Origin of the sequence: Amycolatopsis keratiniphila subsp. keratiniphila (genome assembly GCF_001620365.2) — a bacterium.
In the GTDB taxonomy this organism is placed as follows: domain Bacteria; phylum Actinomycetota; class Actinomycetes; order Mycobacteriales; family Pseudonocardiaceae; genus Amycolatopsis; species Amycolatopsis keratiniphila.
On the sequence record NZ_LQMT02000018.1, the window covers coordinates 2396 to 22155 of the forward strand.

15 protein-coding genes are annotated in these 19760 nt (G+C 69.2%); 5 read left to right on the forward strand and 10 right to left on the reverse strand.

Translation table 11 applies throughout. From position 1 onward, the window contains the following. Positions 1 to 18 precede the first annotated feature (18 nt). The gene (locus AVR91_RS17085) at positions 19 to 963 is read right to left on the reverse strand and encodes an o-succinylbenzoate synthase (RefSeq protein WP_063277359.1); all 945 of its coding nucleotides are present in this window, start codon (positions 961 to 963) and stop codon (positions 19 to 21) included. Positions 964 to 1029: 66 nt separating this feature from the next. On the opposite strand from AVR91_RS17085, the gene AVR91_RS17090 reads away from it, so the two are divergent. After that, positions 1030 to 3843: an AfsR/SARP family transcriptional regulator gene (locus tag AVR91_RS17090; protein ID WP_455577837.1), complete on the forward strand. Its 2814-nt coding sequence runs from the start codon at positions 1030 to 1032 to the stop codon at positions 3841 to 3843. Positions 3844 to 3958: 115 nt separating this feature from the next. Here AVR91_RS17090 and AVR91_RS17095 read toward each other — a convergent pair whose 3' ends face one another. From AVR91_RS17095 to AVR91_RS17105, 3 genes are all read right to left on the reverse strand, one after another. Further along, positions 3959 to 4774 carry a DUF72 domain-containing protein gene (locus AVR91_RS17095; protein ID WP_063277357.1) on the reverse strand — a complete coding sequence of 272 codons (816 nt, stop codon included), beginning with the start codon at positions 4772 to 4774 and terminating at the stop codon, positions 3959 to 3961. 52 nt (positions 4775 to 4826) lie between these two features. After that, on the reverse strand, positions 4827 to 5582 hold the full coding sequence (locus AVR91_RS17100; protein WP_063277367.1) for a DUF4253 domain-containing protein: 756 nt from the start codon (positions 5580 to 5582) through the stop codon (positions 4827 to 4829). Positions 5583 to 6014: 432 nt separating this feature from the next. Continuing rightward, positions 6015 to 7661, reverse strand: a complete 1647-nt coding sequence (locus AVR91_RS17105) for a DNA repair helicase XPB (protein WP_063277356.1) — start codon at positions 7659 to 7661, stop codon at positions 6015 to 6017. Between the two features lie 86 nt (positions 7662 to 7747). On the opposite strand from AVR91_RS17105, the gene AVR91_RS17110 reads away from it, so the two are divergent. Further along, positions 7748 to 8383 (forward strand): LppU/SCO3897 family protein, encoded by a 636-nt coding sequence (locus tag AVR91_RS17110; RefSeq protein ID WP_063277355.1) that lies wholly within the window; start codon positions 7748 to 7750, stop codon positions 8381 to 8383. On the opposite strand, the gene AVR91_RS17115 is transcribed toward AVR91_RS17110, so the two are convergent. Further along, positions 8380 to 9339: an ABC transporter substrate-binding protein gene (locus AVR91_RS17115; protein ID WP_143254024.1), complete on the reverse strand. Its 960-nt coding sequence runs from the start codon at positions 9337 to 9339 to the stop codon at positions 8380 to 8382. The two genes, AVR91_RS17110 and AVR91_RS17115, sit on opposite strands and share 4 nt — an antisense overlap. 191 nt (positions 9340 to 9530) lie before the next feature. Between AVR91_RS17115 and AVR91_RS17120 the strand changes: the two genes are divergently transcribed. The 3 genes from AVR91_RS17120 (at position 9531) to mdlC (ending at position 14573) form a co-directional block, all read left to right on the forward strand. Continuing rightward, complete coding sequence (locus AVR91_RS17120) at positions 9531 to 12206, forward strand: sensor histidine kinase (RefSeq protein WP_211282728.1); 2676 nt, start codon at positions 9531 to 9533, stop codon at positions 12204 to 12206. A gap of 16 nt (positions 12207 to 12222) precedes the next feature. Continuing rightward, positions 12223 to 12900, forward strand: coding sequence for a copper homeostasis protein CutC (locus AVR91_RS17125; protein WP_016337588.1), 678 nt, complete (start codon positions 12223 to 12225; stop codon positions 12898 to 12900). A gap of 89 nt (positions 12901 to 12989) precedes the next feature. Continuing rightward, complete coding sequence (gene mdlC / locus AVR91_RS17130; protein ID WP_063277353.1) at positions 12990 to 14573, forward strand: benzoylformate decarboxylase; 1584 nt, start codon at positions 12990 to 12992, stop codon at positions 14571 to 14573. A gap of 67 nt (positions 14574 to 14640) precedes the next feature. Here the strand turns inward: mdlC and AVR91_RS17135 are convergent, their stop codons facing one another. The 5 genes from AVR91_RS17135 to AVR91_RS17155 all read right to left on the reverse strand — a co-directional run bounded on the left by AVR91_RS17135 (position 14641) and on the right by AVR91_RS17155 (position 19350). Next, positions 14641 to 15510 carry an ABC transporter ATP-binding protein gene (locus AVR91_RS17135; RefSeq protein ID WP_063277352.1) on the reverse strand — a complete coding sequence of 290 codons (870 nt, stop codon included), beginning with the start codon at positions 15508 to 15510 and terminating at the stop codon, positions 14641 to 14643. A gap of 19 nt (positions 15511 to 15529) precedes the next feature. Beyond that, positions 15530 to 16363 (reverse strand): ABC transporter permease, encoded by an 834-nt coding sequence (locus tag AVR91_RS17140; RefSeq protein ID WP_063277351.1) that lies wholly within the window; start codon positions 16361 to 16363, stop codon positions 15530 to 15532. Then, positions 16360 to 17130, reverse strand: coding sequence for an ABC transporter permease (locus AVR91_RS17145; RefSeq protein ID WP_063277350.1), 771 nt, complete (start codon positions 17128 to 17130; stop codon positions 16360 to 16362). The genes AVR91_RS17140 and AVR91_RS17145 overlap by 4 nt, the downstream gene beginning before the upstream one ends. 8 nt (positions 17131 to 17138) lie before the next feature. Then, positions 17139 to 18143: an ABC transporter substrate-binding protein gene (locus AVR91_RS17150; protein ID WP_394329685.1), complete on the reverse strand. Its 1005-nt coding sequence runs from the start codon at positions 18141 to 18143 to the stop codon at positions 17139 to 17141. A 247-nt stretch (positions 18144 to 18390) separates the two neighbouring features. Further along, positions 18391 to 19350, reverse strand: coding sequence for an ABC transporter substrate-binding protein (locus AVR91_RS17155; protein WP_063277349.1), 960 nt, complete (start codon positions 19348 to 19350; stop codon positions 18391 to 18393). Positions 19351 to 19760 lie beyond the last annotated feature (410 nt).

Genomic DNA, 19760 nt, shown 5'->3' on the forward strand with positions numbered 1-19760 from the left:
TTGCAAGGAACGGACCGTTCATTGCATCGGGAGGTGGGTGCGGACGCGGGTGAGGCGGGCTTCCCAGGCCGCCCGGACGTCCGGAGCGGCAGCGTGGGCGGCGAACAGATCGGGAGCGGGAGCCTGAAGCGGCACCGGCAGCCGACCGTCCACAGGGGACAGTGAGTCGCCGCAGACGTCCCCGGTGAGCAACGACATCGTGCCCAGGCCGCACGCGAAGTCCAAAGTGGGCAGTGCGCCCGCGAGCGCCAGCCCGGCGGCGAGCCCGACGCTCGTCTCGACGGCGGACGACACCACGCACGGCAGGCCGCAGGCTTCGGCGACCTCCAGCGCGCGCCGCACCCCGCCCAGCGGCGCCACCTTCAGCACGGCGACGTCGGCCGCTCCCGCGACGGCCACCTTGAGCGGATCCTCGGCCCGGCGGATCGATTCGTCCGCGGCGATCCGCACCCCGACCCGGCGCCGGACGGCGGCCAGTTCGCCGATCGACGGGCAGGGCTGCTCGACGTATTCGAGCCCGCCGGCCGCGCGGTCCAGCTCACCGATGGCCTTGACCGCGGTGTCCACGTCCCAGGCCATGTTGGCGTCGACGCGGACCGCGCCCCGCGGGCCCAGCGCGGCCCGCACCGCCTCCACCCGGGCGCAGTCTTCGGCGAGGCTCACCCGCGGGTCGGCGACCTTCACCTTCGCCGTGCGACAGCCCGAAGCGGAAACGAGCTCGAACGCCTTCTCCGGCGACACCACCGGCACGGTCGCGTTCACCTCGACGCTGTCCCGCACCGGCGACGGCCAGCCGCGCTCGCTCGCCTCCAGCGCCGACGCGAGCCACGGCGCGCTCTCGGCGTCGGAATAGTCGGAGAACGGGCAGAACTCGCCCCAGCCCGCTTCACCGCGGATCAGCAGCCCCTCGCGGACCGTGATGCCCCGGAACCGCGTGCGCAGGGGGATAGCGTAGACGTCCATCGGCACCGATCATGCCACCGCGGGAATCGCGTGCCGATTCCGTCGGTTCCGGACAGAATGAGCGACGTGGCACTCGACTTTCGCGTGCTGGGGCCCACCGAGGTCACGGCGGACGGGCTGCCGGTGCCCTTGGGCGGCAGCAGGCCGCTCATCGTGCTGGCAGGCCTGTTGCTGCGCGCGAACACGGTGGTACCGGTCGGGGAGCTCGGCCGCTGGCTGTGGCCGGACGACCGGCGACGGTCCAAGGGGGCGCTGCAAACTTACGTCCTGCGGGTCCGCCGCGCGCTCGGCGACGAGGTCACCATCCGCACCGAACGGGGCGGCTACCTGCTCGAACTCGACGAAAGCCTGCTCGACCTCGCCCGCTTCCGCGCTCACGCCGCGGCCGGTGCGGAGGCCGCGCGGGACGGCGACCTGCGCGGAGCCGCGGGCCGGTTCGCCGCGGCCTTGTCCGAATGGCGCGGCCCGGCCCTGCAGGGCGTCCACTCCGAAGCGCTGCTTCGGGACGAAGCCGACCAGCTGGGTGAAGAGCGGTTACGAGTGTGCGAGCAGTGGGCCGACGCGCTCATCGCGCTCGGCGAGCACAACGTCGTCGTGCCCGAGCTGATCAGGCTGTGCCGCGAGAACCCGCTGCGGGAGCGGCTGCACGAACAGCTGATGATCGCGCTCTACCGCTCCGGCAGGCAGGCCGAGGCGCTGAACGTCTACCGCCGGATCGGCGCGGTGCTGGCCGAAGAGCTCGGCCTGGACCCCGGCGCGTCGCTGCAGCGGGCGCACCAGGCGATCTTGACCGGCGAGGAGTCCGTCGAGACCACATTGGACTCCGAGCTGACGCGCTACCGGCTCGGCGCCGAGCCGCTGATCCCTCGCCAGCTCCCCGCCGATCTGCGGGTGTTCTCCGGCCGCCAACGCGACCTCAAGGCACTGCACGGGCTCGTCCCGGAGGCGCTGGACACCGAACGGTCGACGTCCATCGCCTCGATCGAAGGCATGGGTGGGATCGGCAAGACGACGCTCGCCGTCCACTTCGCGCACGAGGTCGGCGATCGCTTCCCCGGCGGGCAGGTGTATCTCAATCTGCGCGGTTACGGTCCCGGCGAGCCGGTCGAGCCCGCCGCCGCGCTCGAAACCATGCTCGTCTCCGTCGGCGTCCCCGCCGACCGGATCCCTGCCGACGTCGACGGGCGCGCGGCCACGTGGCGCACGTACAGCGCGGGCCGCCGGATGCTGATCCTGCTCGACAACGCGGGGAGCACCGAGCAGATCCGGCCGCTGCTGCCGGGCCCCGGCTGCCTGGTGCTGGTGACCAGCCGATGGCAGCTCCAGGCGCTCGTCGCGACCCACGGCGCCCGGCGCGTCGCGCTGGAGGAGCTGCCGGACGAGGACGCGATCGCGCTCCTCGCGTCGACGATCGGGCTGGACCGGATCGCCGAAGACCCCGAAGCCACCGAACGGTTCGTCCGGTACTGCGGCGGGTTGCCGCTGGCCATCCGGATCCTCGCGGTGCGGGCGGCGCAGTTCCCGGACCTCGCGCTGGGCGAGTTCGTCCGGCTGCTGGAGGCCGAACAGGACAGGTTGGGTTCGTTCGACCTCGCCGACGGCGACGAGACGAACATCCGGGCCGTCTTCTCCTACTCGTACCGGGCGCTCGACCAGCGGGCCGCGCGGATGCTGCGGCTGCTCGGCCTGCCGACCGGCGGCGACTTCAGCGTGCCCGCGGCCGCGGCGGTGGCCGGCGTCGACATCGCGGAAGCACACGAGGATCTGGCGAAACTCGCTTCCGCGCATCTGATCGCGCGGTCCAAGCCGGGCCGGTACCAGTTCCACGACCTGATCCGCGCGTACGCGGCCGAACTCTCGGCGAAGCTCGACGGGCCCGAGGAGCGGACGGCCGTGCTGGACAGACTGCTCCACGCGTCGCTCGCCTCCGCGCTGAACGCGTCGAGGCTTCTGCGTCCGGAACGGCACTACCGGCTCGTCCAGCCGGAGCGGTTCGACGGAGCCGGGCTGAAGTTCGGGCACTACGAACAGGCGCTCGATTGGTTCGACGAGGAAGCGGGGAACCTCATCGCCGCGGTGAACATCGCGTACCGGGAGCGGCGGTACCGGGAATGCTGGCAGCTGGCGTGGCTGCTGCAGTCGTACTTCATCGTGCGGGCCCGGCTGGATGACTGGCGTTCGGTGTTCGGGGTCGCGCTCCGCGCCGCCCGCGACCTCGGGGACCGTTCCGGCGAGGCCGCCATGCTCAGCGGGCTCGGCGTGGCCTGCGGGGTCGCCCGCCAATACGAGGACAGCATCGCCTACCTGAAGCAGGTCGTCGAGCTGCAACGACAGGTCGGGGACCGGCAAGGCGAGGCGCGGGCCCTCTACAACCTCACGCTGGCCAGCCAGGATCCCGACACGGGCTGGGACTACGGCACGCGCGCGTTGCGGCTCATCCGGGAGAGCAACGTCGGCGCGGGCATGGAGGCCAGCGCACTGCAGGCCCTCGGCGACATCTGCACCCAGGCCGGTCGTTTCGAGCAGGCGCTCGACTTCGCCGACCAGGCCTTGGCGCTGGAGGCGCACGCGCTCCCCGACGAAGCCCGCTTCACCCTGCACACCAAGGGAACCGCGCTGGTCGGGCTCGGCCGCGGCGACGAGGGCATCGCCTGTATGCGCCGCGCCGTCGAGATGTTCTTCGCCCACGGCGAGCTCTACGAGGCGGCCGACGTGCTGGCCCAGCTCGGCGGAATCCATCTGCGGCTCGGTGATCCCTCGTCGGCGCGTGAGTGCTGGCTGCGTTCGGTGCGGGTGCTGACCGAGCTTTCGCATCCCGACGCCGAGGACGTCCGCACCAAGCTGGCGTCGCTCGTCGGCGAAACCGTCAAGACTGAGTGAGGCACGGGCGCCCGGCGTGCCGACCCCCAGGCACAGCACGCGAGTACGCCCGTGACCTCGAGGGCCACTAAACCGGACACCGCTCACTGCGCGCTGACTGTGCAGCTTGCGCCGGTCAAGCCAGGAGTTCCGCGAGGGCGATCGCGTTCTTCGGCGCCTCGACCTTGACGTCGTTGTCGAAGTAGACGTACGTGTCGCGGCCCCAGCTCTTGATCTTCCGGGCCCACTTCCCGAGGGCCTTGTCGCTGTAGCCGCTGACGTACAGCTCCTCGTCGCCGTGCAGGCGGACGTACGCGAAGTCTTCGCTCGTCATCTCGTCGATGAACGGGAACTTGCCCGCGGTGTCGGCGACCACGAGCGCGATGTCGTGTTTCCGGAACAGTTCCAGGCTTTCGGGCTCGGCGAAGCTCGGATGCCGCACCTCGACGGCGTGGCGGAGCTTCCGGCGAGGGCTCGGATCGGTATGCGGTTCGGCCTTCAGCTTGTCGTCGTGTCGCTTCGCGAGCTTGGCGGCGGCATGGCTGGTGCGCGGCAGTAGCTTGAAGAACGTTTCGACGCGCTCGGCGTCGAACGCCAGCCGCGGTGGCAGCTGCCAGAGGAACGGCCCCAGTTTCCGGCCGAGCGCCAGCACGCCGGAGGCGAAGAAGTTCGCCAGCGGCGTCTCGACGTCGCGCAGTTGCTTCAGATGCGTGATGAAGCGGCCGCCCTTGACGGCGAAGACGAAGTCGTCCGGTGTCTGCTCGACCCACGCGCGGTACCGCTCGGGACGCTGCAGCGAGTAGAACGAGCCGTTGATCTCGGCCGAGTTCATCCGGGACGACAGGTATTCCAGCTCGCGCCGCTGCACCAGACCGCGGGGATAGAAGTCCCCGCGCCACGGTGGGTAGCGCCAGCCCGAAGTGCCGATCCTCAGCTCCGCGACGTCGATCACCGCCTTCCCGTGTCGCCCTGATTCCCCCTCTCTTCTCGCGATAAACGACCACTCACGCCCACGAGAACCGCCACCGGCGGGTCTGCACCAGGGTGGACGCGAACTCGCGCAGATTGCCCGGCTGACCGGCGAACGACGGCAGGCAGAACGAGCGGTGCTCGGCGGCGACCGTGAGCGCACGGCCCTGGGTCCGCGGCGGCGCGGCCACCGACAGCTCCATGGAATCGAAGCCCAGCACCGTGAGCGTCGCGCCGAAGCGGTCTTCCCAGCTGCGCAGGACGGCGGAGAGCTCGTGGACCTGATCGGTCGCCTTGATCATGCCGGTCCAGCCGAGGATCGCCGGGATGTCGGCCGGCCGCTCCGTCTGCACCAGCGCCAGCCGGTGCTGCCCGCGGGCGGCCAGGATCGACCCGGTGTTACCCGCCTCGGCCAGCGGATCCGCCCGGCGCGACGGACGGCGGGCGAGGCCGGGGAACTTCGCGCCGAACGGGCGCAGGCAGGCGCCGTCGCAGCAAGACGTGTCCCACCAGCGGGCCAGCACCTCGGCCGGATCCACCGAGTCGATCCGGTGGTCGGCGGGGGCGAGCCTGCCGCGGTCGTCGATCCAGTCCTCGCCGTTGGCCGCGAAACGCTGGTCGTGCGGGATCAGCACCGGCCACAGCCCGGACCGGTCGAACTCGGCGACGCAGCCGGTGTAGCGCTCCGGCCTGGCCAATGGCAGGTCGGAAACCCAGATCCGGCCGTGCCACCGGCCGGGCGGCAGGGTCTGGACTGGCGGTGTACCCGGTCGGAACGGTGCGATCGTCATCGGCTTCCCCTCGAACTGGTGTTCGGTCAACTCTACCGAACACTAGTTCGAAGCACCGACAGTTTTCGATACCCCGTTTGCGGGATCCGGGGGTGGTCGCCTCAGGCGTCGCTGGAGTCACACGTGCACCAGTGAGTGTCCACAGTGGACTCGCGGTGCTCGGTGCCTTCACGGACTTTGTGGCCGGGGCGGAGCCGCGAGTGGTAGCAAAGGTCCCTTGCTCTCTTGCCACACGCCGGCGGGTGGTCGGATGCCGTGAAGGCCTACTTCGGGACGATGAACGTCTCAAGGGAGGCCTTCAGGACACCTTGCCCAGGGGGGGGGCAATGCCCGAAATGCCGTGAAGGCCTCCTTGAGGGACCCAGAGTCCCTCAAGGAGGCCTTCACGGACAGCAGGAGCACTCACGACCACCGCGAGCCGAAGCGAAGCCCCTACATCGGGCGCAGCAGGTCGTCCGCGTCCACGATCCGGTACGCGTACCCCTGTTCCGCCAGGAACCGCTGCCGGTGCGCCGCGTACTCCGTGTCGACGGTGTCCCGCGAGACGACCGAGTAGAAATGCGCCTGCCGTCCGTCGCCCTTGGGCCGCAGCAGCCGTCCGAGCCGCTGCGCCTCCTCCTGCCGCGAGCCGAAGGTCCCGGAGATCTGGATCGCGACCGACGCCTCCGGCAGGTCGATCGAGAAGTTCGCGACCTTCGAAACGACCAGTGTCCTTATCTCACCGCGCCGGAACGCGTCGAACAGTTCCTCGCGTTCCTTGTTCCGCGTCGCGCCCTGGATCACCGGCGCGTCGAGTTCGTCGCCGATCATCTCCAGCTGGTCGAGGTAGGCCCCGATGACCAGCGTCGGCTCGCCGGGATGCCGGTCGACCAGCGATTTGATCACCTTGGTCTTGGTGTCCGCGGTCGCCGCCAGCTTGTACCGCTCCTCGGCCTCGGCCGTCGCGTACGCGAGCCTCTCGGCGTCCGTCAGCGTCACGCGGACCTCGGTGCACTCGGCCGGCGCGATCCAGCCCTGCGCCTCGATGTCGCGCCAGGGGACGTCGTACCGCTTCGGGCCGATCAGGGAGAACACGTCGCCCTCGCGCCCGTCTTCGCGCACCAGGGTCGCGGTGAGCCCGAGCCGCCGCCGCGACTGCAGGTCCGCGGTCATCCGGAAGACCGGCGCGGGCAGCAGGTGGACCTCGTCGTAGACGACCAGGCCCCAGTCCCGCGAATCGAACAGGTCCAGGTGCTTGTACTCGCCCTTGGTCTTGCGCGTGACCACCTGGTACGTCGCGATGGTGACCGGCCGGATCTCCTTCTTCTCCCCGGAGTACTCGCCGATCTCCTCTTCGGTCAGCGAGGTCCGCGCGACCAGCTCCCGCTTCCACTGCCGACCGGCGACGGTGTTCGTCACCAGGATCAGCGTGGTCGCCTTCGCGTGCGCCATGGCCGCGGCACCGACCAGGGTCTTGCCCGCGCCGCACGGCAGCACGACGACGCCGGATCCGCCGGCCCAGAACGCCTCGGCGGCCTTGCGCTGGTAGTCGCGCAGCTCCCAGTCGACTTCGGCCAGGTCGATCGGATGCGCTTCGCCGTCGACGTAACCGGCGAGGTCTTCCGCGGGCCAGCCGACCTTCAACAGCGCCTGCTTGAGCCGTCCGCGTTCGGACGGGTGCACGACGACGGTGTCCTCGTCGATACGCGCGCCCAGCATCGGGCTGATCTTCTTGTGCCGGAGGATCTCCTCCAGCACCGCGCGGTCGATGGTCGACATGACCAGGCCGTGCGCCGGATGGTTCGCGATCTGCAACCGCCCGAACCGGCCCATCGTGTCCACGATGTCGATGAGCAGCGGCTGCGGCACGGGGAACCGCGAGTACGTGGTCAGCGCGTCGACGACCTGTTCGGCGTCGTGGCCGGCCGCGCGGGCGTTCCACAACGCGAGCGGCGTGATCCGGTAGGTGTGGACGTGCTCGGGCGCGCGTTCCAGTTCGGCGAACGGCGCGATGGCGATCCGCGCGTCGTCGGCCTGGCTGTTGTCGACCTCGAGGAGCACGGTCTTGTCGGATTGGACGATCAGCGGGCCATCGGTCACATCCTCCTTTATACGTTCCGGCCACACCGGCTCCCGTCGCGGCACCGCTGGTGGAAGGATGTACGCAAGGTGACTGGAGGGGACCCTTGACGACTACACCGACCGGCGGGACGCCCGAGTACGACCCGTTCAACGCGCCCGCGCCCCTGCCGCCGATGCCGGAGGCGACACCGCCGACGCCCTTCCCGAAACCGGCGCCGTTGAGCGTGCTGGCCAGGGTCTCGATCGTGCTCGGTGTGGTACTCGCGCTGGGCCTGGGGAGCCTGGCCGCCTGGGGGATCTCGCGGGCGGGAAGTTTCGGCACGGTCGAGGCGGGCAAATGCCTGTACCTGACCGACGAGGCCGGCGGCAATCAGAGCTATACGACGGCCAGTTGCAGTTCGAACCGCGCGACCTTCCGCGTCGACGAGGTGAGGACGGGCTCGTCCGAATGCCGCGACGCGGACTACATCCAGTTCGAGCTGTACGGGACCTCGTCCAGCCGGACGGCCAAGAAGACGCTCTGTCTCGCGCTGAACGTCGAGACCGGGGATTGCCTGCGCGACGTCGTGCACGAGACGCGGATCGCGAAGGTCCGCTGCACCGACATCAGCGCGGAGGCGCGGGCGGTCGTCACGCGGGGGTCGTCGGAAACCGCCTGTTCGTCGGAAGACACCGCCCTGCACTACTCCGGGCCGCCCGAGCGCACCGTGTGCCTCAGGCCGACTGGGGAGAACATCTAAGGCCGCGCCACCATCGACTGCACGTCGAGCCGGGCGCCGAGCATGCCCGAGTTGTGCATCAGGTCGGCGACGCGCTGCAGCCGGATGCCGTTGAGTGAGACCGGGTACGTCCCGAGCGAGATCAGCGAAGCCGTCGTCCGGTCGATGTCGGAGAACGACGGCAGCGCGTCGCGGACGACGGCGGGATCGCCCGCCCGCACCTGCGCCTCGCCGAGCACCTTCCGGAACACCGCGAGCGTGCGGGCGTTGGCCTGGCCGAAGGCGCCCATCGAAACGTAGGACGACATCGGGAAGTCGAGGGTCGCGCCACGGGCGCCGTCGGCGAGGATGCTCGCCCCGAGCTCCTTCTCGGCCCTGGTGATGTACGGCTCCACCATCCACGCGGCGTCGGCCTCGCCCGCCTGCAACGCCTGCGGCATCCGGTCGAACGGGTTCTGCTTGAACTGGATCCGGTTCACGTCGACGCCCGCGGTCGCCAGTACGGACCGGGCCGCGAGAACGCCGACGTCGTCGAGCATGTTCACCGCGATCTTCGGTGACTTCTTGAGCGTCGGTTCGGTGTAGTCGGAGCCGGGGAGTGTGACGAGCGCCATGGTGTTGCGGCCGGCGGTGTAGGCCTCGCCCTGCAACTGCAGCGCCGTCCCGGCCGCGGCCGCGCGGAAGATCGACACGTCGCTGGCGAACGCGAGGTCGACCTCGCCGGCGGAGAGCTTGCCGATCGCCTGGTCGGCGGGAACCTCGACGAGGGTCACCGAAAGGCCGGCGGCGGTGAACTTCCCGTCGGCGACGGCGACCCGCAACGGTGCCGTGTCGATGGGGCTCCCGACGCCGATGCGGAGTTCCGTCCGTTCGAGTGGCGCGTCGGTACTTGCGTCACCGCCGGAAAACACTCCGCAACCGGCGGTCGCCAGCAGCGCCGCTACCAGCGGAATCGCCAAGACACGCATCTTCGTCACCGCTCACCTACCGAGAGAATGTGCTCCTCCTTCTGGATCGTATGGTCAGTGCCCCATACGATCGCCTGCGGGAGACGCCGGATGGCGCGGCTTTCGATCGTTCTCGAACCTTGTTACTCTACAGTAGGTTCGGGCTCTCGTCCCCGATGTCAGCCATGGGAAAGGGTCCCGTGGTGGGAAAAGGAAACCAGGTGGCCCGTCGCGACAAGCGTCCCCGTGGGGGCGACGCGGCGGAACGGCATCCCCGTGTCGGCGGCCGCTGGCGGCTGCGGAACTGGCACCTGCGTACCAAACTCTTCGTGGTACTCCTGATTCCCGCGCTCGCGGTGGTCGCCCTCGTCGGGCTCCGGGTCAACTCGGATCTGCGGGACGCGCGGCAGCTGGCCGAATTCGCCACCCGCGGCCGGGTCGACAGCACCGTCGCCGAAGCGGTGCATCAGCTTCAGCGCGAACGCGACCTCACCGTCCGGTTCGTCGCGGGCGATCGCAAGGGCGATCTTTCCGAATTGACCGAACAGCGCAAACGTGCCGACGAAGCCATCGGCACGTTCGACCGCACACTCGGCGAGAGCAAGAGCAGGCTCGGCGACAAGGCCGCGACGAGCCTGCAGCAGACCAGCGACCGCCTGCGCGTGCTGACCGGGCTGCGCTTTTCCGCGGAACACTCCGCTTTCCCCGCCGACGCGGTACTGCGGTCCTACAGCGAGCTGATCTCCGGCCTGCTCGACATCAGCGACGCCACCGCGGCCGACGTCTCCGACCCGGATCTGGGGAAGCTCCGCCTCGCGGGCAACGCGCTCGCCCGGGTCAAGGACCAGATGTCGGTCAAACGCGCGATCATGGCGGCCGCGCTCGCGCAGGGCGGGCTCAACCGGGACCGGACCCGCGCGCTGCTCGGCGCGGAGGCCGAACTCGCCGCCGCCCGCAGCGACTACCGCACCTTCGCGACGCCCGAACAGCAGCGTATGTACGACGACACGGTCATCGGTCTGATCGTCGACATCGGCAACGACATGGTGGAATCGGCGCTCATCCGCGCCGAGAACGACCAGGGGCTGGCCGGGCTGGACCCGAACCAGTGGGACACCTCGGCCACGTACACGGTCAATCTGGCCCATCAGGTGCAGCAGGCGCTGCTCGTCCAGCTCCAGGAACGCACCGACGCCCTCGCGGCGCGCGCGAGGACTTCCGCGATCTGGGACGGCGGCATCGTGCTCGCCGTGCTGCTCGTCGCAGGCGTGCTTTCAGTGATCATCGCGCGGTCACTGCTGCGGCCGTTGCGGATCCTGCGCCGCAGTGCGCTCCAGGTCGCCGAGCACCAGCTCCCGGCGGCCGTCGAAGGCCTGCTGAGCGATCCCGAACCGCAGCCGGAGAACCTGCGGCGGCGGCTGGCCGTCGCGCCGGTCCCGGTGTTCAGCCGCGAGGAACTCGGCCAGGTGGCGAGGGCGTTCGACGCGGTGCACGGCGAGGCCGTCCGGCTCGCGGGCGAACAGGCCATGCTGCGGGAGAACATCAACGCGATGTTCGTGAACCTGTCGCAGCGGAGCCAGGATCTCGTCGAGCGGCAGCTGTCCGTATTGGACCGCATGGAGGCCGACGAACAGGATCCCGACACCCTCGCCGGTCTCTTCGAGCTCGACCACCTCGCCACCCGGATGCGCCGCAACAGCGAGAACCTGCTGGTGCTCTCCGGAACCGACGTCGTCCGTGAAGACGGCGGCGCCGTGGTCGCCGACGAGATCATCGGCGCCGCGCTGTCGGAAGTGGAGCACTACCAGCGGATCGAACTCGGTGCGGCGCCACGGATCGCGGTGCGCGGCGAGGCCGTCAACGACCTCGTGCACGTGGTGTCCGAGCTGCTGGAGAACGCGACCCGCTATTCGGATCAGAGCACGATGGTGCAGGTCGAGGGGCACGAGACCGACCGCGGCGAATGGCAGATCGAGATCACCGACCACGGCGCCGGCATGCCGCAGGCGGAGATCGACCGGACCAACACGCGGCTGGCGAACCCGCCGGAGGTCGACGTCGAGGTCTCCCGGCGGATGGGCCTGTTCGTGGTCGCGACGCTGGCCGTCCGGCACCACATCGACGTCCGCCTGCGGTCCGCCGACGGCGGCGGGATCACCGCGGTGGTCGTCGTGCCCGCCGAGCTCATCGTCGAAGCGCCGCGGCCGGCCCCGCTGCCGGAACCCCCGCCCGTCACCGTCGTCGTGCCGGAGCCGGAACCCGAACCGCCGCTGGAAGTCCCGCCGCTGCCCGAACCCCAGGAGAGCGCGGACGAATCGCGGTTCGCGCCCGTGCTGGACCCCGGGCCGCTGCGGCGCGCCCCGGTCGTCGAACGCGAGACCCCGCCGGAGTGGCCGTCTTCGGACGACGACGCCGTCAACCATCTCGAACTGGACTCGCCGACCGAGCGGATGCCCAAGTACCAGAGCGTGCTTTCGCAGTGGTTCGACCACGGAGGCCCGCGCGAAGGACCTTCGCCCGCCGAGCCCGGCCCGCCCTCGCTGCCGTCGTTCGAACCGGTGAAGAACGCCGTGCCCGAGGAACCCGCGCAGGATCCGGACGAGCCGACCGAGCCGACGCTGAAGCCGCTGGAGCCCAAGGAAAAGGCGCCGGAGCCCGAGCCCGCTTGGCCGACGCCCGCCGAGCTGGAACAGGAGGACGGGGCGGAGGAGACCTGGCCGGTGCTGCCCGCCGTCGTCCCCGAGGCCCGATCGCAGGACGACAGGCCGGAGAAACCGCGGGGGGAGAGGCCGATACTCTCACTTTCCCCCGAAGCGGTCCGCGAACGGATGACCAGCCTGCAAGGCGGTTTCCGGCGCGGTCGTCACGCCAGGGGTGACGACAACCCCTCGGCTTGAGCGAATTGGAAGGTCCATGAGCCCGAAAACCGGCCTGCTGGAAGTGATCGCGCTGACCGCGGTGGACGCGGAGCGCGCACAGGAGGGCGGGGCCGATCGCCTCGAACTGGTCAGCGACATGGCCAGCGACGGTCTCACGCCGTCGGTCGGGACGCTGCGCGACGTACTCGCCGCCACCGATCTCCCGGTGCGGGTGATGCTGCGCGACAACATGTCCTTCGCCGCCGGCGACCTCGACGGGCTGCGCGCGGACGCCGGGCGCCTGATCGACGCGGGCGCGCGCGAGTTCGTCTTCGGTTTCCTCGACCTGGAAAGCGAAGTCGACGTGGACGCCTGCGAGACACTGGTCAAGGAACTAGACGGGCTGCCGTGGACGTTCCACCGCGCCATCGACCGCGCGCGGGATCCGTTGCGCGCCTACGACCAGCTGACCGCGCTCGGCTGCGACACGGTGCTCGCGGCCGGGCATCCGCACGGGGTGGCGCACGGGCTTTCGGTCCTGCAGCGGCTCGCCCGGCGCGAGGACGGGCCGCGGCTGCTCGTCGGCGGTGGCCTGCGGGCACAGCAGGTGCACCTGCTGCGGGCGGGCGGCGTCGGCGCGTTCCACGTCGGCAGCGCGGTCCGGCCGGGTGGCTGGGAGTCCGATGTGGACGTCGCCGCCGTGCGCGAGTGGGCGGCGCTGGTCAAGGAGTAGGCCGGACGCGCCGGGTCAGGTCCAGACCACACACGGTGATACGAGGTTGCATCTTCAACTATCGGGTACCGACCAGATAGCGTGTGGCCATGGCTACCCGCACCGTACGTGACGCGACCAGGGAACTGCTGCGCGATCTGGGCCTGACCACCGTTTTCGGCAATCCCGGGACGACCGAGATCGCCTTTCTCACGGAGTGGCCCGACGACTTCACCTACGTGCTCGCGCTCCACGAGGCGTCCGTCGTCGCGATGGCCGACGGGTACGCCCGCGCGAGCAGGCGCGCGGCGCTCGTGAACCTGCATTCCGCGGGCGGGGTCGGGCATGCGCTCGGGCACATCTTCACCGCGTACCGCAACAACGCCCCGCTGATCATCCTCGCCGGCCAGCAGACCAGGTCGTTGCTGCCGGACGATCCCTTCCTCGGTGCCGTCGAGGCGGCGAACTTCCCCAAGCCGTACGTGAAGTGGAGCTGCGAGCCCGCCAGGGCGGAGGACGTCCCGGCGGCGCTGGCGCGGGCGTATCACGTCGCGACGCAGGCGCCCATGGGTCCGGTGTTCGTCTCGGTGCCCGTGGACGACTGGGACGTCGAGACCACGAAGCCGATCGTGTCCCGGCCGCAGATCCGCGGTTTCGCGCCCGATCCGTCCGCTTTGGACGAATTGGTGTCGGCGCTGGACGCCGCCGAGCGCCCGGCGATCGTGGTCGGCCCCGGTATCGACGGTGAAGGCGCCGTGCCGGACGTCGTCGAGCTGGCCGAGAAGGTCGGCGCCGGGGTCTGGGCGCCGCCGATGGGGGCGCGCTGCTCCTTCCCCGAGGACCACCCGCAGTTCTTCGGATTCCTTCAGCCGGAACGGAAAATGCTCGCGAGCGCGCTGACCGACCACGATCTCGTGGTCGTCATCGGGGCCCCGGCGTTCACCTACCACGTGTACCGCGGCGAGTCGGAAACCGCGCTGCCGCCGCTGTTCCTGGTCAGCGACGACGAGCAGATCCTGGCCAGGGCGGCGGAAGGCACCGGCATCCGCGCGACGCCGAAGCTCGCGATCCGCGCCCTGCTGGACCGCGCCGCGCCGCGGGAAGCGCCGAAACCCCGCACCAGGCTGGAAAAGCCCGCCGCGGTCACGCCGATCACACCGGCCTTCGCCTACTCCGTGATCTCGGAAGTCCTCCCGGACGACGCGATCGTCGTCGAAGAGACCCCGAGCCACCGCAACGACCTGCACGACCACCTGCCGATCAAGTCCACCGACACCGGTTTCCTCACCGTCGCCAGCGGGACCCTCGGCTACGGTCTCCCGGCCGCCGTCGGCGCCGCGCTGGCCCGCCCGGACCGCAAGGTGGTCGCGATCCTCGGCGACGGGTCGAGCATGTACTGCGTCCAGGCACTGTGGACGGCGGCGCAGCACAACCTGCCGGTGACGTTCGTGATCTTCGACAACTCGCAGTACGCCGCCGTGCGGATCCTCGGCGAGGCCGCGGGCGGCGAGAAGGTGCCGGGCGTCGACCTCGGCGGCATCGATTTCCCCGCCCTGGCGAAGAGCCTGGGGCTGAACACGTCGGTCGTCGAGCAGGCCGAAGACCTCAAGCCGACGCTGGAGGCCGCGCTGCCGGACGAGCGGCCGCATCTGGTGCACGTCCGCATCGACGCGAACCCGCGCACGCTGTACTGAGCCGCACACGCAATGAACGGTCCGTTCCTTGCAAAATTTGCAAGGAACGGACCGTTCATTGCACGCGTCAGGAGCTCTTGGCGCGCACCTCGGCTTCGGCGTCGGCGGCCGCTTCCTGCTGCGCCAGCTCGTACTCGGCCGCGTCCGAAGCGGCGGCGGCCGCTTCCGGGGCGCCACCGTGCAGCAGCCGCGCGACCTCACCGCGCAGCGTCACGAACTCGGCGGACTCGCGCGTGGTGATCTGGTCCCGCTCCGCGGGCAGCCCGACCGGCAGGTCCGCGACGATCTTCGCGGGCGACTTCGACAGCACCAGCACGCGGTCCGACAGGTAGACGCTCTCGTCGATGTCGTGCGTGACGACGAGGACCGTGCTCCCGTTCTCGCGCTGCACGCGCCGCGTCAGGTCTTCGAGTTCGAACCGCGTCTGCGCGTCGACCGACGCGAACGGCTCGTCCATCAGCAGCAGGGCGGGACGGCTGGCCAGCGCCCGCGCGATCGACACGCGCTGCTGCATACCGCCCGAAAGCTGCCACGGGAACTTCGAGCCGACCCCGGACAGGCCGACCGACTCCAGTGCCTCCTGCGCCCGCGTCCGGCGCTCCGTGCGGCTCAAATTGCGCCACCGCAAGGGGAACTCGACGTTCTTCGCGACCGAGAGCCACGGGAACAGCGAGCGGCTGTAGTCCTGGAACACGACGGCCAGATCCTCCGGCACGCCGGAGACGTCGTCGCCGTGCAGGCTGACGCGGCCGGAAGTCGGCTTGATCAGGCCGGCGATGCAGCGCAGGAGCGTGGACTTGCCGCAGCCCGACGGGCCGACGATGCTCGCGAGCTGTCCCGCCTCGACGGTGAACGACAGATCGTTGACCGCGATGTGCGCCTTTTCTCCCGCGCCGTACCGGTGGTTCAGCCCGGAGACTTCGAGCATGGTTGACATCTTGCTGACCCTTCGAAAGCTAGATACGGCCGTTGCGGGTGGGCTGCCAGCGAAGCACTCTCTGCTCCACCGCGAGGAAGGCCGCGTTGAACCCGAAGCCGAGCAGTCCGAGCAGGACCAGCCACGACCACATGAGCGGGAAGTCGAACGCCTGCTGGGCGTCCATCAGGGAGCGGCCGATGCCGTTGTAGGAGCCGACCAGCTCCGAGATCACCATCAGCAGCAGGGAAATGGACAGGCTCAGCCGCAGGCCCGCGAAGATCTTCGGCCCCGCGGCGGGCAGCACGATCGAGCGCACCCAGTACGACCGCGGCGTCCGGAACGACTTCGCGGTGTCGATCTTCACCTGGTCCACCGACCGGACGCCGTCCACGGTGTTGAGCAGCACCGGCCAGATCGCGCCGAAGATGATCGACCCGGTCTGCATACCCGGCCCGAGTCCGAAAAGGACGATGAACACCGGGATCAGCGCGGGCGGCGGCACCGAGCGGAAGAACGCGAAAAGCGGCCCGACGTAGTCCATCCCGTGCTTGGACCGTCCCAAGAGGACACCCAGCGCGACACCGAACGCACCGGCCAGCAGCCAGCCGCCGAGCGTCCGGCCGAGGCTCGGGAGGACGTTGTCGAACACCGTGTCGGTCAGGAAGAGTTGAGAGGCCGGGCCGGTGAACCACAGCTTCACCGAGGCGCTCAGGATCTCGGTCGGCGGCGGGAAGAACGGGCTTTCCGCGAGCCGGGTCGCGAGCTCCCAGATCCCCAGCAGGGCGAAGAAGAGCAGCCAGTTGCGGACGAGGATGCCGATACCCCGGCCCACGCGCCTGCCGACGCGGCTGGTCAGCGTGAGGGTCGTCACGAGACCGCCTCCCGGTCGACCGTGCTCCAGCGGAACGCCCGCCTGCCGATCATCTCGAGCCCGCCGTTGATGAGGAAGCCGAGCGCGCCGACCACCACGGTGCCGGCGAGCACGAGGTCGAACCTGGTGGAGCCGGTGCTGGCCTGCATGATGAAGTTGCCGATGCCGAGTTTGGCTCCGGCGAGGAACTCGGTGCTGACCACCGCGATCAGCGCGATGTTGGCGGACAGCCGCACCCCGGTGAACACGAACGGCGCGGTATGCGGCAGCGCCACCGACGTCAGCGTCCGGAACTTGCTGGTACCGCAGGCCTTCGCGGTCTCCAGCAGCACGGGGTCGATCTCGCCGAGCGCGTAGATCGTGTTGAACATGATGGGCCACAACGAGGCGTACACGGCCAGCGTGATCTTCGCCTCGGGCCCGCCCCCGATCAGCAGGAGCACCAGCGGGATCAGCGCGACTGCGGGGATCGGCCGCAGGAACTCGATGACCACCGCGGTCGCCGTACGCAGGCCGGGGATGCTGCCCAGCAGCAGGCCGGCGGGCACCGCGATGGCGACCGCGATCAGCAGGGCGATCGCCCACGCGAGGAACGTGGCGATCAGGTCCCGGACGAACTGGGTCTCGCCGAACTGTTCGAAGATCGTCACGAGGACGACGGACGGCGGGGGGAGGAACTCTTTACGGACCAGGCCGGCCTGGACGGTCACTTCCCACACGAGGAAGAAACCGGCCAGACCGGCAAGGGCACGGAGAAGTCGTGACACCTTTACCTTTATCCAGCTTGAGGGGCGAGCATCGGAGCGGCGTCGAGCTTGGCCCCGATCACTCCGGTCTGCAGCAGCAGATCCGGTACCCGCTGCAGGCGACGGGCGTCCAGAGTGGACCCGAACGTCGGCAGCGTGAGCAGTGAAGCGGTTTCCGCGTCGACCTTGGCGTACTTGACGATGAGGGGTTCGATCTTGGAGCGGTCGGCCGAGTCGCGCACGGCCTTGCCCAGTGCGCGCTGGAACGCGGCCAGCGTCTTGGGGTTCTTGTCCACGAAGGACCCGAGCGCGCCGAAGCCCGCCAGGGGGAAGTCCTGGGTGGCGCCGGTCGAGATGTCGACGACCGGGGTCGCGCCGACGACCTTCGAGGCCTGGGTCAGGAACGGCTCGGGCAGGTAACCGGCGTCGACCTGGCCTGAGGAGAGCGCCGCGGCGATGTTCGGCAGCGCCATCGGCACCCACTGGACCTTGCTGGTGTCGACGCCGTGGTCCTTCATCACCGAGACGGTGAGCAGGTGGGAGGCGGTGTTCTTGTCGGTGATCGCGATCTTCTTGCCCGCGAGGTCGTTGATCGTCTTGACCGAGGAGGTCGGGACGGTGACGACCGCGTTGCTCTTGGGGCTGGCCGAGACGGAGTCGGCGACGAGGCGGATGTCGGCCGCGCCCTTGCTCTTCGCGACGAAGAACGGGAAGTAGGTGGAGAAGGCGATGTCGACCTCGCCACCGATCATCTTGGTCATCGCCTGCTGGCCGCTGGGCGCGTCGACCGCTTCGACCTCGAGACCTTCGGCCTTGAAGTAGCCGCCCTCCTGTGCCAGCCGCAGCGGCGCGAGGTCGACGACGGGCAGCAGGGCGACCTTGATCTTCGCCTTCTCAAGGCCGCCTTCGCCACCCGACGCCTTGGACGTGTCCTCGCCGCCGAGTGCGCCACAGGCGCCCAAGGTGGCCAGCATGAGCGCGCTCAGGGCGACGCCGACGGCACCCCGTCCTCTGCGTGCACCGTTCCTGCTCATGGCGTTTCGAAACAAAGCCAGCTCCTCGGAAACAATGAATCACCGTTGGGTTTTTTCATCCGTGTCGTGGCTTCATTCCGCCCGGCACGCGGTCACCTTAGAGATTTGCCCACCTGCTCACAATGGGTGTCGTGAGCGGGTGATCATTTTAGGCCATTCGCCCGATCACCTGATCACCCGCTTGGACATCATCACTTTCAGTGAGCAATTTCCGGGAAATGTGACTATTCGGAGTAGTGCCGCGTCGTCAGCTGGTGGCCTGGGTCGCGATCATCGGGCCCACGTCGATCTTGGTCTGGATCGCGCCCATCTGCAGGAGCAGGTCCGGGACCCGCTGGATGCGGCGGGGGTCCAGGGTGGACTGGAACGTCAGCAGCGTGGTCAGCGCGGCGGTGTCCTGGTCGATCTTGGCGTACTTGACCAGCAGCGGCTCGATCTTGGAGCGGTCCGCCGCGTCCCGGGTGGCCTTCTGCATGGCACGCTGGAAGGCGGCCACGGTCTTCGGGTTCTCCGACACGAACTTGCCGAGCGAGCCGTAGCCCGCGGTGGGGAAGTCCTGTGTCGCCCCGGTGGCCGTGTCGACGATCGGGGTGGTGCCCGCCTGCTTCGCGGCCTGCGTGATGAACGGTTCGGTGAGGAAGCCGGCGTCGATGTCGCCGTTCTTGAGCGCGGCGGCCATGTTCGGCGGCTGGACCGGCACCCACTGGACCTTGCTGAAGTCGACGCCGTGGTCCTTCATCACCGATTTGGTGAGGGTGTCGGACACGGTGTTCGGCGCGAAGATGCCGATCTTCTTGCCTGCCAGATCGTTGACGTTCTTCACCGAACTCGTCGGGACGGTGACGACCATGGTGCTCTTCGGTCCGGCCGACGAGGCGTCGGAAACCAGCTTGATGTCGGCGGTGCCCTTGCTCATCGCGATGAAGAACGGCGTGTAGCTGGCGTAGGCGACGTCGACCTCGCCGCCGATGAGCTTGGTCAGGGAGATCTGGCCGGTCGCGGCTTCGACCAGCTCGACGTCCAGGCCCTCTGCCTTGAAGTACCCGCCGTCCTGGGCCAAGCGCAGCGACGCGGTGTCGATGGTCGACATCGTCGCGACCTTGATCTTCGACTTCTCGAGATTCCCGGAGCCGCCCGAGGATGACGACGAATCCTCGCCGCCGAGCAGGCCGCAGCCGCTGACCGATACCGAAACGACGGCCGCCATCGCGAAGGCGAGGGCTCCACGCCGACCCAGGCTGACGCTCAAGGCCTTTTTCGAGCTAGCAGAGCCAAGCAAAGGGGTGCTCCTGATCAGGGGGAGGGACACGTGATGACGTGGCCTGATGTGGAATTCGGAAGTGACTCTTTGTCGAGTCACGCGCCCACTGTAGAGAACACACACTGTGCTCACAATGGGTGGTCATCCTATGATCCCAAGTGGTAACGATCACCCGAACAGGTTGTTTGTCAGAAGTGAACACAACTGGGCGTGTTCGCGGCGGGGACTTGTTGACGATTGAGTGTCAACGGGTCAAGACCCGTCCGGGGCTTACTTGCAGGTCTTGACCGAAGGGTTACATCTGGGCCGCCCGTTCGCTACCCTCATGCACCGGTAGTGAGGTGTGGACCACTGAT